Here is a 15245-nt window from a genome sequence, read left to right on the forward strand (position 1 = left end):
GGGCTTACCGCATGCTGGGGTATAGCCCTGGTCATGGCTGCTCCTGTGTTGATCCACGGTGTGAGGGCACGCACGCGTTCAGTAGCGTCCCCGCCGACGTCCACTAGTGAAAGATGAGCGGCGGTAGAGGGTCCGCGCGCGCAGCCCAGTTAAGCGAAGGATGACGCCAAACAACAGGAAAGTCGGTACGCTGGCCGACAACTGGTCGGAATCGACAAGAGAGCGGGAGAAAGCCGGGCAACCTGTTGGTCTCGATCCCTACCGGGCTAGCGGGAACTGAAGAAGAATCCGTACAGCGAGACCGTATCGTCGGTCGAAACGGGTGCGCAAATGGGTCCTGATCGCGAGGATCACTAGGCCGTCCAACGTCACAGTGCCAGACTGCACGCCGGGCTCTGGTTGGCCGCCGCGCAAATAAACACGGGACGCGGCGAACTAGAAGCAATATCGAGAAATTCTATAGTCTCGCCAGATTGGAAATCCTCGAATTGCCGACACTTCTCGTTGAGGAGGTGATCACCAAAGAAGCGGGCCACAGAGATAAGATTCGGCAGTGTGCCCATACGCGGTAGCAACATCGCGGCAATCGCGACGACTGTCGCTCTCAGCCAGCAAGATCACGGCTACGATCAAGACCAACACGACGAACACAACTGCGGCGACGCGGCCGCTCGATAGCAGATGGTCAATAGTCATGGCTCAGGCGTTGAGAGGTTATAGAACGCGGTGCTGTGGACGTCGAGACTGATGCATCGACTCCCGGGAGCCCGCGAGTGTGGCCGACGTTGTAATCCACGGCGGCAAGGCGTGCCGCCGCGACCATGGGCCTACCAGGCGACTACTACAAATCCACGTCCATCGGACGCGATCAAAAAAGCCCAAGAAATCCGGGGCTTTTCTCATCGTACGGCACACGCATTGATCCAGCCTTTATCGACACGCTCTTTGCATATTTCAGCGCGCCGCAACTCGTTCACATTGCGGTCGCGAATGTAGGCGACAGCGAGCAGTGCCAGCAGAATCGCGACCAAAATCGGCGCGCTAACTCGACGATAGAGGAATGCGATGAGTTTCATGGCTTAGGCCCGCATGAGTTGCACATCAATGATAGGACACGGTGCGGGTGCGGGAATCGGAGAGAAGCCCGGACGCGGAAGCATCGTTGGGAACCGGATCACCACGCCGCGGACGATGCCAAGACGCGTAACGCGTGTGCGTATTCCATTTGGCGTCCCATGTCCTCTCGCTCTATCTTGTCGAGCCGCAGAACTTGGACGCCCACCACCACTGCGCGGGCTGCTGGCCTGACTGCCAGGCACGCGCAATGGCCAGACTACGGGCAAGCGCGTCCACTGGCAGGCCGACAGCGTTATACGAAAGCTCGTCGAAGCTGGCATGCTTTCCAACCATTCTGGATCCCTAAAAAAACCCCGGTCTGCGCCGGGGTACGGGAAGAATGGCTAGGATTTCGTCCGGTTTACATCGCCGCGCGAGAGGGATGGCGGCATCAGGAACCCGCGCTAGCTAAGGTGGTCCCGCCGATGAGTATTATTTAACATAATGATCATTATCATCCCAAATGTGTGTTACGGCCAAACCAGAATGTCCGCTTTGGGGGTGCGGATAGTTTCTTGGACTGGTTCAGGTGGGTAACCTATTGTGCTTATCGATGCCCCAGCTTCCAGACGGCACTGGCCGGAGGCCTACCGCAAAGGATGCCCGACGTCTGCCGTGTCAACACTAGGCCGCCCCTTCGTCGAATTGCGAAGTCAGTTCCGGAAGTCAAAAAAACTTGACATCTACTATAATGTCAATGATTGTTGACATCGGGTTTGCTGAATCCAACCCGGTTAAGGGGGTCAAATGGACCATCGACGAGAGCTACACGAAAAAGCGGACGCAATGCGCCGCAAACTCGGGGAAGCCTTGCGCTCCGCGCGCGAGCGACAAGGTAGCAAGCAATCCGACGTTGCCCAGAAAGTGGGCGTGTCTCGCGCAACCGTCATTGCAATCGAGAGCGGCCAAAGCGTCTCGACGTTGAATCTGCTCCTGATGGCGGCTGCGGTCGGCGTAAACCTTAACCCTCAATCAGACCCGGCGATCGTCACGCCAACACGTCGCCCCCTGCTCAGGGAAATGATGCGAGCGGAGCGGGAGCGCCAGGCAATGCTCCAGGCGAAATTACCCAGCCGGCAGCGCGTGGGATCGGTGTCCTTTACCGCCCCAGTTTCCTACCCGGAAAGCAACGTAAGGCGTCGCCCCACGCTCAGGGAAATGATGCGAGCGGAGCGGGAGCGCCAGGCAATGCTCCAGACGAATCTCTTGCACAAAGTATCTCAATGAGTAGCGAACTCGAGGTTTTTGTTTCGGACTATCCTGTCGGCTTGCTCAGTGAAGACATTGAGACAGGCCTGATTGATTTCCGTTACCTTCCGGATGTCCCGGACCAAATGGCAGTCTCGCTACTGATGCCGCCGAGCGCGCCAGCAGAAGAGTATCTTGGTTACAACGGGGTGCCCCCACCCTTTCAGGTATCCCTGCCCGAAGGCATCGTGCTGGAAGCCATTAGGACCCGCTTCGCCAAGCATATCGACGTTGATAACGATATGTCACTGCTCCGTCTTGTCGGTCGTCACACCATCGGCCGCACTACGTTCGGCGGCCCGCTGGACCTAGACGCCACACTTCAACAAAACATTCTAGATGCCGCCAGAACTGAGGGTGCGGCACAGCGGCTGATCGAAATTCTGAAGACATCTCCGGAGATGTTTGGCGTGTCTGGCGTCATGCCCAAGATGTCGACATTCCAGACGGAAAAGACTCGCCCCGGGACTGTCGCCGCGCACGGCTCCATCGTTAAATTCGACTCGCCCCATTATGTTGGCGCGAGTTTGGTTGAGTATGCATGCTTGAAAGCATGCTCGGCAGCGGGACTAGACGTTCCTGCGATTGAATTAAGCCCCGATCGCACGTCGCTGACAATGAGCCGATTTGATATCGCCCCTGACGGATCACGTCGCGGATTCGAAGATGCATGTGCGCTGTCGGGCTTGTTTCGTAGTGGGAAATATAACGGATCGATTGAACACCTGTTTGAGATGATCCGCTTCTTCGTACATCCAGACGACCAGGCGACAGATCGCCTGGCCATGCTGAAACTGGTCATGATGAACGACGCACTACGCAACGGCGATGCACATCTAAAAAACTTTGGTTTGGTCTATGACGATGTCATGCGCCCGCGGCTCTCCCCCGTGTACGACGTACTCACCACCCAGGTATGGTTTCCCCAAGAGGTGCCCGCGCTGGCGATGCAAAAGACCGACCCGAGGGGTACGGAAAAATGGCTGGATCAGCTTGATCTGGAGCGCCTCGCCTCTCTCAGTCATTGCCACGATGTTGACGTCGTTCAAATGCAAGCACAGTGTCGCGAGATCGCATTGCAGAGCATGGCGACGACCTTGGATGAGTGCCCAAAATGCCCGCCGCGCAAAGCGCTTGAGCACGCCTTGAAGATCATCGAGGGGGCGCTGCCTGTGCCATCAGCATCTGCTAAAAAATAGTTGAAATATAATGGTTTAAGCGACGGTGTTGCTTCGACTCCTAGCTCAATAAAAGCGTCACTTCGACTCATCCCGTATTAAATCTAACGCTTTGCGTCACCGCAGGCCTTGCCGGAATTTCAGCGGCTTGATCAGCAAGAGTGCAGTTTCGTCGAAGGGCGCGGCTACATCGCTGATACCCGTTAGCGGCAGGGCCGCGCTCTTTCGGCAAGATCGTCGCATGCATGCCGCTATCAGTGGCCGCTCTCGGGCGGTACGTCAGGCACCAGCCGGCCACAAACAGCCAGTGTAGGAAAGGACGGCGATGGCCGTTCAGGGGGCGGAGGCGGTCGCCTGATGCGGCGCGACCGTCGACGATCGGCCACTATCCGTCGTTCACTAATAGAAGCCCAACGATCAGAATGCGCCGGACTTCAAACCGGTCAGCATCCATCGCGCCACCGACAGTTGAATTAGATAGATGTCCCGCAGAGATCAGGGATGCCAGGTCGTAGGCCGAACAGTCTGATCGCGAGAGCCAGAGATGGCATAGGACACCTCTTTGCCGGCGGACAGCATCAGATCCACGTGCATCGCCAGCTTTTCGCGCGTCAGCCGACTGATTGGGCCGGATATGCAAAGCGCGCCGGCCAATGTCCAGTTGATCCCGAAGACCGGCACGGCGAGGCTGGATACCTCGGGTTCGCGTTCGCCCATCGAGATGTAGAAGCCATCTTTGCGAATCGCCTCGTAGGGCGCGCCGGCTTCGCCTGCGAAGGCGCGTAGGACCCTTCCAGGCGCGCCGGAGAGAGACAGCCTTTCTCCCACCCGAACGTGGTGCCGCACCGCGCCCGGTCCTTCCACGCGCACGAGACACGCTCGCGTGTCTCCCTCGCGGACATAGAAGGCCGCGCTTTCGCGTGTCTCGTCGCTGACGCGCCTCAGCACGGGTTCCACCGTTTCGTTGACGCGAAACGCAGCCTGATAGCGCGCGCCGAGCCATCCCGCCGCCGCGCCGAGCCGCCATTGGCCGTCTTCACGCTGGACGAGGTACTCGCTCCGCGCGAGCGTTCGCGCCGTCCGTAACACCGTGGATTTCCCCATCCCGACCCGGCGGCTCAACTCCGACAGGGTCAGCGAGGTGTCGTCTGCAGAGAAGGCCTCGAGAATCTGCAGCGCTCGCGTGACGGCAATGATGGTGTCTTTATCCGCACGTTCAATCTCCGATGCGGCTTCCACGTTCCGTTTCATGGCACATGTTCCGTTATGGACAACGCGATTGTATAGCACGGAACGAAATTCTATAGTCCTGCCACAAATACAAGCATTTCGATTGGAGACATCCGTGAATCTCGTTTTTCGCGTTGCGACCGCGTGCGCCTTCGCCGCACTCCCTTGCCTTCCCGCCCATGCCGCGGACAGCTATCCGACCAAACCTATTCGCCTGATCGTTCCTTTCCCGCCCGGCGGTGCGCCGGATACTTTCTCGCGCGAAATCGGACAGCAACTGAGCAGGGATCTCAAGTGGACCATCATCGTCGATAACAAGCCTGGCGCGGGGGGCAACCTCGGCGCCGATGCCGGCGCCAAGGCGACGCCCGACGGCTACACGCTGGTGTTCGGACAGACCAGCAATCTTGCGATCAACCCTTCGTTGTACAAGAAACTGCCGTACGACCCGACCAAGGATCTGACGCCGATTGCATTGATCGCGTCCGCGCCGCTCGCGATCGTGGCGAACAACAATTCGCCCTACAAGAACCTGTCCGACGTGATTGCCGCGGCGAAGGCGAAGCCCGGCACGGTAACGTTCGGAACGCCAGGAAATGGGACGGTCGCACACCTTGCGATGGAGCTGCTGCAGAAGCAGGCCGGCGTCACGTTGCAGCACATTCCCTACAAGGGCGCCTCGCAGGCTCTCACCGATGTCCTGAGTGGCCAGGTGGAAATCTATATCGGCTCCGTGCCCACGGTGATGGGCCAGATCAAGACCGGCAAGTTGCGCGGTATCGCCGTGACATCCGCAAAGCGTTCGGCGCAACTGCCCAACACGCCGACCGTCGCCGAAGCGGGAGTGAAGCAATTCGAGGCAGATACCTGGTTTGGCCTGCTCGCTCCGGCTGGCACGCCCGCGCCCATCGTGGCCAAGCTCAACGCTGAATTGAATCGCGCACTACAGGCTCCGGCCGTTCGTTCGAAGATCGAAGCAGAAGGCGGACAGGTGCTGGGCGGCACCCCAGAAGCATTCGCCAGTCTCTTGCAGAAGGATCTTGCGCGCTGGCGTGTCGTGGTCAGAGATTCGGGCGCGACCATCGATTGATACCACGGCGGACGACCGTCCGCCGGATTCTCGTCTGCATTTCTTGCTATTTCAACTGAACACAGGAGCCACCATGTCGGCAACCCAGCAACTCCCCGATGTCATCCGCGATATCGATCGCGTTTCGACCGAAGTCGTCAAGCAGGCGTCCCAGTACGCGTCGTCCATCTTCGCCGATGTGGCCGGCCGGCGCGGTGGCCTCCACGGGCGGATCGCGCCGCTCAGTCAGAAGAGCAAGTTCTGCGGGCCGGCAATCACCGTGGAAGTCCGCCCTGGCGATAACCTCATGATTCACGCCGCGATGGCACTGGCGAAACCCGGCGACGTCATCATCGTCGATGGCAAAGGCGATCAAAACAGCGCGCTGATGGGCGCGATCATGGTCAATCAATGCATCGCCCTCGGTGTGGCCGCAGTCGTCCTCGACGCCGCTGCGCGCGACGCCGAAGAGATTATCGAGACCGGCTTCCCGATGTATTCGGTTGGCCTGAATCCCAATGGTCCGACCAAATTCGTGCCCGGCCGCGTGAATCATCCGATCCAATGCGGCGGCGTTACGGTCTGCCCCGGAGACCTCGTCATCGGCGATGCGGACGGCGTCGTCGTGATCGAGCGCGAGAAGGCGCCGGCGTTGATCGAAGAGGCGGGAAAGAAGGTGGCGGCAGAGCGCAAGCGCATCGAAGGCATCAAGTCAGGCGAAGCGCTCCGCCCATCGTGGCTCGATGACGCCTTGCGTGCAGCCGGTGTCCTGAAGATGGGAGAAGCGCTGTGAGCACCGCGGCAAAGCCCGTTATCGTCGTAACGGCGGCAAACATCGCGCCACAGGCGGTCGCGCTGCTATCCGATTTCGAATTGGTTTATGCAGGCAAGGCAGCGACCGAAGAAGAGACGGCGGCGCTCTGCCGACGTCACGCGCCCCTCGCCGTCATCGTTCGCACTAGCAAGGTCGGCGCCATGGTGCTCGATGCGGCGCCGTCGATTCGCGTCCTGTCGAAGCACGGAAGCGGCATCGATAATATCGACCAGGAAGCCGCGAAGGCGCGAGGTGTCAAGGTGGTGGCCGCGGCAGGGGCCAATGCCGCGGCGGTTGCCGAGCAAGCGCTGGCGCTGATGCTCGCCTGCGCCAAATCGGTGGTGACCCTGGACCAGCGCACGCGCGCCGGCCATTGGGACAAGTCGACGCACCAGAGCCTCGAACTTCAGGGGCGCACGCTGGGTCTCGTCGGGCTGGGTGCGATCGGCCGGCGCTTCGCGCGTATCGCCAGCGCGATGGACATGAAGGTCATCGGATATGACCCTTATGCGACCGATCTGCCAGCGAGCATCGAGCCAGTCAGCCTCGAGTCCGTCTGGCAAAACTCGGACGTCATCTCGTTCCACTGCCCACTAACCGCCGAGAACCGCGGACTGCTCGATGCGGAAGCGCTGGCCCAATGCAGGGACGGCGTGATTGTCGTCAATACCGCGCGCGGCGGTCTCATCGAGGAAGATGCGCTTCTGGCAGCGGTGGAAAGCGGCAAAGTGGCCGCCGCGGGCCTGGATTCGTTGCAGCAGGAGCCGCCACCCGCCGATCATCCGTTCTTCAGGAACGGCAAGTTCATCATCAGTCCGCATATCGGCGGCGTCACCAGTGATGCCTTCGTCAACATGGGTGTCGCCGCCGCGAAGAACGTGATGGCAGAACTGGCGAAGCTGCGGTAAGGAGGCCTTATGAACGAATCGAATGAAGCATCGCGGCGGTGGCAACGCAAGCCCGACGGCAGCAACTGGGGAGAGTTTGGCGCGAACGATCAACGCGGGCGCATGAACCTCGTGGATCGCGCTAAGGTACTGCAAGGCGTCGCCGAGGTGCGAGAAGGTATGACGTTCTGCCTGTCGCTTCCGCTGGACTACCCCGGTGGGCAAACCATGAACGTGCGACGTCAGCCGCCGCGTCGCTTCGCCGTTCTTCGCGATGGAAAGAGCGCCGGGCAGCAGGGTTTCTGCTGGTCGTACCGCTCAGAGGATCCCGATCTGACGGACGTGGTCAATGACGATGTCGTCCTCATGAGCCTGCAGTACTCCACGCAGTGGGACAGCCTGGCCCATGTGGGCAGCCATTTTGATGCCGATGGCGACGGCAGCGACGAGGCCGTCTTTTATAACGGCTTTCGGGCCGGCGAGGACATCAGGGCAGGCGTCGAGACCGAGGCGGCCGAGCCGTGGGCAAGATACGAGAACCCTGAAGCTGGCGCGTTGAGCATCGCGGTCCTCGCCGAGCACGGTGCGCAGGGCCGCGGTGTCATGATAGACATTGAACGCCACATTGGCCGCAAGCGGCAGGCCGTCGGCTACGACCAGCTCATGCGTATTCTCGACGCGGACAGGGTCACTGTGGAAGCCGGAGACATGGTCTGTCTCCATACCGGCTTCGCCGACACATTGCTGTCGATGAACAAGTCGCCCGATCTCAAAGTCCTTCACGAATCGGGCACCGGACTGGATGGCCATGACGCGAAGCTGCTGAACTGGATTACCGACTCGCGCTTGGCATGCCTGCTGGCGGACAACCCTGCCGTGGAGCTGGTGGTGCCGAAACCCCTGACCCCCGCTCCCATTCGCGGGCCACGCCTGCCGCTGCATGAGCATTGTCTGTTCAAGAACGGCATTCACCTTGGCGAGCTTTGGTATTTGACGCCATTGGCTCACTGGCTGCGCGAGAACGACCGTAGCCGCTTCCTGCTGACCGCGCCGCCGCTGCGCCTTCCCGGCGCGGTGGGTTCGCCGGCGACGCCGATCGCCACGGTCTAGGACAAAACTACAACTTTCTGGAGACAAGACAATGTTTAAGTCCATCACCCGCGGGCTCGCCGGGCTCGCACTACTTTGCGGTGCCACATGCGCCAGCGCCGCCTATCCGGATCGTCCCATCCGCCTCGTCGTGCCCTATCCCGCAGGCGGAGCGGCCGACACGGTCGCCCGCATCATCGCGGCGCCACTCGGTATCAAGCTGGGCCAGACCATCGTTGTCGACAACCGCCCCGGGGCGAGCGGTGTCATTGGTGCGGGCGCTGTCGCAAAGGCCGCGCCGGACGGCTATACCTTGCTGCTCGACGCTACCGCTCACTCGGTCAATCCCAGCCTGCAACCAAAGCTTCCTTACGATACGGCAAAGGACTTCGCGCCGATCTCGCTCGTGGTGCTCGTGCCGAACCTGCTGGTGGTGCCGCCGAATTCTCCGTTCAACTCGCCCAAGGATATCGTGGCGCATGCGAAGGCCACGCCCGGCAAGCTAACCTATGCGTCCGCGGGCTCGGGCACCGCACAGCACCTGGCAGCGGAACTCTTCCGTCAGCAGTCGGGCCTGAACATGCTTCACGTCCCTTACAAGGGCGGTGCGCCGGCATTGAGCGACCTGATGGGCGGCCAGGTGGATATGATGTTCAGCAATATGGCTGCTTCCTATCCGCTCGTTTCCGGCAAGAAGCTCAAGGTGCTGGCGACAACCGGCACGAAACGGTCCGCCGCGCTGCCGGATATCCCGACCATCGCCGAATCCGGGCTGCCCGGGTACCAGGTGTACGAGTGGAACGGCTTGTTTGCGCCCGCCGGCACGTCTGCGGAAATCATCGCGGCGATCAACAAGGCGACCATCGAGGTAATGAGTCAGCCTGCCGTCAAGGAACGTCTCGCGGCTATAGGAGCAGAGGCATCAGCTAACAAGCCTGAAGAGTTTCGAAAATTCCTCGACACGGAGCGCGCGAAATGGGCGACTGTTATCAAGCAGGGAAATATTCGCCCGGAATGATGTCACGCGTGAAGAACGTACTCCGCGGAAAATCGATGGCCACGACGTAAAAAATAGTCATATCAACTGGACAATCAAATACTCGCCACTTCCAATGTGATTGTTTCATACAGCGCCTCCGCAGCAGGCCGCAACGGCCTGTCTCGGCGGCGTATCAATGCAAGGACGCGGTCCACATCAGGTTTGATCAAAGGGATTGCGCAAAGCCGGGAATGATCGCGCGGCACCGCGATGCCTGGAAGCACGGCAACACCCAGACCAGCGTCAACCAGCGCCAGGACCCCGACGACGTGGTTGGCTTCGTAATGAATCGTAGGGCGTCGCTCGAGGTGGGCGATGGCGCCTTCGATCACGGCGCGATTGCCGCTTTGCTTCGACACGCTGACCATTCGTTGTCCCGCTAACTCTTCCCAAGACACGTAGTCCCGCTCGGCCCACTCATGGTCTTTCCGTAACACCAGTCGATAGGGCTCGGCGCGGATCGCTTGAAACTCGATGCTAGGCTCCAGCGCGCCCATGAAGTTGAGCCCGAAATCCGATTCTCCCGATATAACGCTTGTCAGTACGGCGTTTGCGCTTTCGTCAATCACACGCACGCGCACGCCCGGATGTCTTTCGGCAAAAGAGTTGATCGCATGAGGCAGCAGATACAGCGCGGCGGAGGGTATTGCAGCCACGGTCACGAGGCCGCGGCGAAGCGTAGTCTCGTCGCCTAGCCGAAATACCGCGTGATCGAGGATATCCAAGGCAGCTCGCGCTTCCTCGGGGAACTGGCGGCCAACATTCGTCGTCTCCACACGGCGCGTCGTCCGGTCCAGCAGCCGGGAGCCGAGCGTCTTTTCCAACTTTTCGATTCGCCGGCTGAGCGCTGGCTGTGAAATGTGAAGTGCCTCGGCGGCGATCCGGAAGCTTCCCTTTTCGGCGATCGCTACTAAGGCCTGTAGATCTTCCAGTGCGAAATTAATGTGTGACATGCATCGAATCATCAGAATATTGCAATTCACAGATTAGTCTCCGCGGAATAAGCTTGCAATGCCTGCGTGGGACCTAGCGACGTTCCGTGAGGCGCACAAAAAGACAGCATTCGGAGACAGTACCTTGAGACCTATCGTTCGCCATCTCGCACTCGCCCTTGCGCTGGGTGCGTGCGCCTTCCACGCACTGGCTGACGACTGGCCTGCAAAGCCGGTGAAATTCGTCGTACCGTTTGGCCCTGGCGGCGCCAATGATCTGGTCGCCCGTGCTGTGGCCGAGGCCGCATCGAAACAGCTCGGGCAACCCATCATAAGTCGAGAACAAGCCTGGCGCCGGCTCGGTATTGGGCGCCGACTATGTGGCCAAGTCCGCTCCGGACGGCTACACGTTCCTCGCCCCGGCGGCCGGCGTGCTCACCAACGCGATGATCAAGACCCGCCTGCCTTACAAGGAGGAGGATCTGGTCCCTGTCGCCCTGCTGGCCGTCAGCCCATCTGTCATCGTTGTGCCCGCCGACTCACCAGTCAAGGACCTCAAAGAGCCTGGTTGCGAGCGGCAAAGGCGGAAAGAGCCTGAATTTCGCCACGGCCGGCACCGGTAGCACGCCGCACTTCGTCGCGGAGATGCTGAAGCTGGCGACCGGCGTAAAACTTGAGATCATTCCCTACAAGAGCGGTTCCGAAGGCATGGTCGCCGTTGTCGGGAAACAGGTAGACGCGACGTCTGAGGCCAGCGTCGTGGTGCTGCCACAGGTCAAGGGCGGCAAGCTGCGAGCGATCGCGTCCACCTGGGATACGCGCATTGCCGCGATGCCGGACTTGCCCACCGCCAAGGAACTCGGCTATCCCGGCATATTTATCGGACACTGGTCCGGCGTCTTCGCCCCGCGCGGTACCCCTGATGCGATCCTGGAGAAGTTGAACAACGCCATCGACACTGCGCTCAAGTCACCGGAGTTGCGCGCCAGACTGATCCCGCAAGGGATCCAGCCGGTCGGCGGGACGCGGTCCGGCTTTATCAAGTTCCTGTCGGACGAGAAGGCGCGCCTCGGCCCGATCGCGCGCGCGGCCAATATGAAGGAAGACTGACGGGCGCCGGCGTGTACAGAACCACCTTGACCCATGCTGCAGAATCGAGATGAAACGAATCCTCCCGCCCCTTCCCGACCGCGCTCGCATTGCCTCCCGCATTGCCGGCACCACGATCACCGCGCTCGCACTATTACTGCCCACCCTCGGACACGCGAGCGACCTTCTTGCCGTCACGTCCGGAGGATTCGCCGAGGCGTCGAAGCAGCTTACGAGTCTTTACAACAAAGCAAACCCTTCTGCTCCCGTTACCCTCACCTTCGGGCCGTCCATGGGCAAGACTGACAATGCAATTCCGGCCCGTTTGGCACGTCAGGAACCGATTGACGTTGTCATCATGGTGGGTGGCGCGTTAGATCAGCTCATGGATAGCGGCAAGCTGGAGCCCGGCAGCAAAGTCATTCTCGCCAACTCGAAGATTGCCTGTGCTGTGCCCGCCGGCAAACCTCATCCCGACCTGCACACCGTTGCATCCGTGCGTCGGGCCTTTCTCGACGCGCCCTCCATTGCATGGTCCGATAGTGCAAGCGGTGAGTACATTCAAGGCGAGCTATTGGCTCGCCTCGGCATCGAGACGGAAGTGAAAAAGAAAGGCAAGCAGATCCCGGCAACGCCCGTCGGAGAGATACGGGCAAAAGGCGAAGCTGCATTCGGATGCCAACAGCACAGTGAGCTGCAGCCGGTACGTGGTATCGACATCGTCGCGGAACTACCGGACGAACTTCAGCGCATCACACCGTACGCAGCCGCGATTGTGAAAGGCAGCCCGCATCGCGCCGCGGCCAAGGCATTCATCCAATATTTGGCGGCGCCGCCAAATGGCAAGATTATCAAGGCAACCGGCTTGACACCACTGAGCGAAAAATGAACCACACTTTCGAGTCGTATCTCCGACGTCAGCGACATCATCCGCTGCATCGATAGGCAACCGACGGTGCGCAATCAATGCGATGAATGCCATACGTCCTAGATGACGAGTGGCCGTTTTGTAGAGCATAGCGGACAAAGTAATTCGTGAGGTCAACGACTGAGATGGGTCGGACAGCGTCCATCGGCGGCGACGGAGTCAAGCCCCGGGTAGCAAAGAAAGAAAACCGCCGCACGCCCGTGAGCGCGCACGGCGGTCGAAGTACTGCAGGGATGACGCGATCAGTATCAATCCCCGCGTCTCCGGTTTCAATTCGAATCTGACGCACCAGAATCTCACGCGCGGTGCAGCGCTCGGCGATTCCGCCTAGTCACGCCACGACGCGGGCGAAGGCCTCACACACGCTTCGGGGAGAGTCGCCGCCGGCGCAAACTTGATCTCCCTTCATTTGAACGGAGATCATCATGGACACGCCAAATTCTCAATCGAGCCAACATGTTCCCTGGAACAAGGGGAAGCTGCACCGGGCAGAAGCCGCCGCTCAAGCTTTGCGAGATCTGGGCGATTCGCACGCGACTGCAGATATCGTCAAACCTACGCGAGCTAGCGCTGTTCAATCTCGCGATCGACAGCAAACTCCGGGCGTGCGATCTCACTAGGTTGCTCGTACGTGATGTCTGCCACGGTACCCGCGTCAGTGCTCGGGCAACAGTTGTCCAACAGAAGACCCATAGACCGGTCCAGTTTGAGATCACAGAACAGACTAGGGCGAGCCTTGAAGCATGGATAGCTGCCCGAGGATTGAGCTCGTCGGATGCGTTATTCCCGAGTCGCATACAGACTTCGGCCCACCTTTCTACCCGGCAGTACGCCCGATTGGTACACAGATGGGTCGCCTCGATTGGCCTCGATGACACCGCCTATGGCACGCACACCATGCGTCGAACCAAAGCATCGTTGATCTACCGTCGAACCAAGAACCTCCGAGCCGTGCAACTACTGCTCGGCCACACGAAGCTCGAAAGTACTGTGCGCTACCTTGGCATAGAAGTCGACGATGCGCTGGAGATGGCTGAGCAGACTGAAGTCTAGTAGGTTCCATGGCCGGCGAGCGGTCACTCACCGGCCATGAACCGACTTTCGTTCGCACTGAAGATCGATAGTTCGAACGTCGGTTCGACGCTAACAATCGGACATTGAATCTGTGGCGCTTCGCTAGCGGGGAGATTTCGGGCGCCTTCGTTATCTGATGGGTTAATCCCAAAAATATCGGCATTGGGTCGCCCCGAGACTGCTGGACATGGCGGCCGGACCCAATAGGCAAAGCCCGGCGAAGGCGGTCGAGGGGCAGTTGCCCGAATCTGTCACGCGCGCTCGCCGCTTATGTCGAGCGCGCGGGTGGAGGCGTAGGTACGTGAGATAGGTGACGCGCGGTCGCGCTGCTCAAATCAGGGGCACCGTCGGCGGGGCCCCTACCGCGACTTGCGCTGTCGCCTAAGCGGAACCATCAGGTCCTCAGCAAGACTGGCAGTGTCAAAGCGCAGAGCGGCCCGTGGGCGGTCAACTGTGACCGGAGACCTTTCCTCGCCGTTGCCAAAACCCATGGTTCCGGAGTTAGGGCTTGCGTCGTCCTCGGCCTGAGTCCGCCATCCCAAATGCTCGCTTGCATCGATGCGCGCGGCCAGCGAGACGTGGGTCAGCTTTTGGGTCGGGTCAATTAGTTCTAAAGCCCAATCGGCGTAGGTAATGCCTGCCGTCAATTGCCGCAAGACGATTTCCTCAATCAATGCGAAGCTGGCGCTGAAGCCACCGTGATTATGCGGACCGGGGCGTTCGAGCGACAAGCGCAGCACCAACGCGCCTTGCTCATTAAGCTGAATCCTGGCACCGCCGTCCTGTTCGAGATAGAGGGCCGCGCCTTCGATGTCCGAATTCATGCCCTTGCTGCTGTCGAACAGCCTGGGGTCGCCGAACAACGCGCGCTGGTGCAGATCGGTGAGCAGTTTCGGATGTTCCAGTGCGGCAGGCCGCAAGATGCGCTGAAGGGGGCCACCCACGATCGCCAGGTCCAGCATTGGCGACTGGGTCGAATGACCGTTTCGGCTGCGGGGCAGCACGCTAATCGCGGACTGCGTGAGCATATTTACATCAAGCGGAGCGGTGGCATGCGCGAGCTGATAGTCGTGAATTGCCCGCGTCACCAAATCCTTTAGCTCTTCTGGCGTCTTGAAGCCGCCCCGGAAATAGCCCTGCTGCCAGCCCTGTACGTCGGACACAAACTTGGCCTGTTGCGTGTCGCGCGTCACTCCCTCCTGAACGAAAGCCAGGATCGGTTTGGTGTCACGTGCTTCCAGGAATTCTTCGTGGGTCGGCGAAACGCCGGACGTCCCCTGCACGTAGCCGTACTGCTCGCCGAGAACCAGCACCACGAGGTCCGCCGAGCGCAGACCCTGCATGCAGGCGATTTGCGGTGAGCTCGGCTGCGCGCCGAAATCTTCCGCCATGACGGGCTCGTGCCGAAGTGTTGTGACAGCGGAGCGGGCGGCCTCGCGGAATGGCTCGAACCCGCGGATCAGGGAACTGACAAAAACCTTCATCTTGTCTCTCACGTCGCTGGGAATCAATCGTGCAGCAAGGATATAGCATGGTTGCGACCCAAGACCCA

Annotated in this window: 12 protein-coding genes and 2 pseudogenes; 10 read left to right on the forward strand and 4 right to left on the reverse strand. The window is 60.2% G+C overall.

All coding sequences use genetic code 11. From position 1 onward, the window contains the following. Positions 1-899: 899 nt before the first annotated feature. Positions 900-1076 carry a hypothetical protein gene (locus LDO41_RS32245; RefSeq protein ID WP_223995603.1) on the reverse strand — a complete coding sequence of 59 codons (177 nt, stop codon included), beginning with the start codon at positions 1074-1076 and terminating at the stop codon, positions 900-902. 826 nt (positions 1077-1902) lie between these two features. Between LDO41_RS32245 and LDO41_RS32250 the strand changes: the two genes are divergently transcribed. Further along, on the forward strand, positions 1903-2343 hold the full coding sequence (locus LDO41_RS32250; protein ID WP_223995604.1) for a helix-turn-helix transcriptional regulator: 441 nt from the start codon (positions 1903-1905) through the stop codon (positions 2341-2343). Beyond that, complete coding sequence (locus tag LDO41_RS32255; RefSeq protein ID WP_223995605.1) at positions 2340-3563, forward strand: type II toxin-antitoxin system HipA family toxin; 1224 nt, start codon at positions 2340-2342, stop codon at positions 3561-3563. Before LDO41_RS32250 ends, LDO41_RS32255 begins: the two co-directional genes overlap by 4 nt. Before the next feature lie 474 nt (positions 3564-4037). On the opposite strand, the gene LDO41_RS32260 is transcribed toward LDO41_RS32255, so the two are convergent. After that, complete coding sequence (locus tag LDO41_RS32260) at positions 4038-4793, reverse strand: IclR family transcriptional regulator (protein ID WP_223995606.1); 756 nt, start codon at positions 4791-4793, stop codon at positions 4038-4040. 94 nt (positions 4794-4887) lie between these two features. Here LDO41_RS32260 and LDO41_RS32265 point away from each other — a divergent pair, with 94 nt between their 5' ends. The 5 genes from LDO41_RS32265 (at position 4888) to LDO41_RS32285 (ending at position 9649) form a co-directional block, all read left to right on the forward strand. Beyond that, positions 4888-5862, forward strand: a complete 975-nt coding sequence (locus LDO41_RS32265; protein WP_223995607.1) for a Bug family tripartite tricarboxylate transporter substrate binding protein — start codon at positions 4888-4890, stop codon at positions 5860-5862. A 73-nt stretch (positions 5863-5935) separates the two neighbouring features. Next, on the forward strand, positions 5936-6634 hold the full coding sequence (locus LDO41_RS32270; protein WP_223995608.1) for an RraA family protein: 699 nt from the start codon (positions 5936-5938) through the stop codon (positions 6632-6634). Then, positions 6631-7563, forward strand: a complete 933-nt coding sequence (locus LDO41_RS32275; RefSeq protein WP_223995609.1) for an NAD(P)-dependent oxidoreductase — start codon at positions 6631-6633, stop codon at positions 7561-7563. The genes LDO41_RS32270 and LDO41_RS32275 overlap by 4 nt, the downstream gene beginning before the upstream one ends. 9 nt (positions 7564-7572) lie before the next feature. Further along, on the forward strand, positions 7573-8652 hold the full coding sequence (locus LDO41_RS32280) for a cyclase family protein (RefSeq protein WP_223995610.1): 1080 nt from the start codon (positions 7573-7575) through the stop codon (positions 8650-8652). 31 nt (positions 8653-8683) lie between these two features. Next, positions 8684-9649 carry a tripartite tricarboxylate transporter substrate binding protein gene (locus LDO41_RS32285; protein ID WP_223995611.1) on the forward strand — a complete coding sequence of 322 codons (966 nt, stop codon included), beginning with the start codon at positions 8684-8686 and terminating at the stop codon, positions 9647-9649. A gap of 74 nt (positions 9650-9723) precedes the next feature. On the opposite strand, the gene LDO41_RS32290 is transcribed toward LDO41_RS32285, so the two are convergent. Further along, entirely contained in the window at positions 9724-10623 is a 900-nt protein-coding gene (locus tag LDO41_RS32290) for a LysR family transcriptional regulator (RefSeq protein WP_223995612.1), read from the reverse strand. A gap of 124 nt (positions 10624-10747) precedes the next feature. On the opposite strand from LDO41_RS32290, the pseudogene LDO41_RS32295 reads away from it, so the two are divergent. The 3 genes and pseudogenes from LDO41_RS32295 to LDO41_RS32305 all read left to right on the forward strand — a co-directional run bounded on the left by LDO41_RS32295 (position 10748) and on the right by LDO41_RS32305 (position 13672). Beyond that, positions 10748-11712: pseudogene (locus LDO41_RS32295) on the forward strand (tripartite tricarboxylate transporter substrate binding protein). 49 nt (positions 11713-11761) lie between these two features. Then, entirely contained in the window at positions 11762-12580 is an 819-nt protein-coding gene (locus tag LDO41_RS32300) for a substrate-binding domain-containing protein (RefSeq protein ID WP_223995613.1), read from the forward strand. A 464-nt stretch (positions 12581-13044) separates the two neighbouring features. Continuing rightward, positions 13045-13672 (forward strand): annotated as a pseudogene (locus tag LDO41_RS32305) (tyrosine-type recombinase/integrase). 380 nt (positions 13673-14052) lie between these two features. On the opposite strand, the gene LDO41_RS32310 reads toward LDO41_RS32305, so the two are convergent. Then, complete coding sequence (locus LDO41_RS32310; protein WP_223995614.1) at positions 14053-15177, reverse strand: DUF4062 domain-containing protein; 1125 nt, start codon at positions 15175-15177, stop codon at positions 14053-14055. Positions 15178-15245: the final 68 nt, after the last annotated feature.

The organism is Cupriavidus pampae (assembly GCF_914271485.1).
Taxonomy (GTDB): Bacteria; Pseudomonadota; Gammaproteobacteria; order Burkholderiales; family Burkholderiaceae; genus Cupriavidus; species Cupriavidus pampae.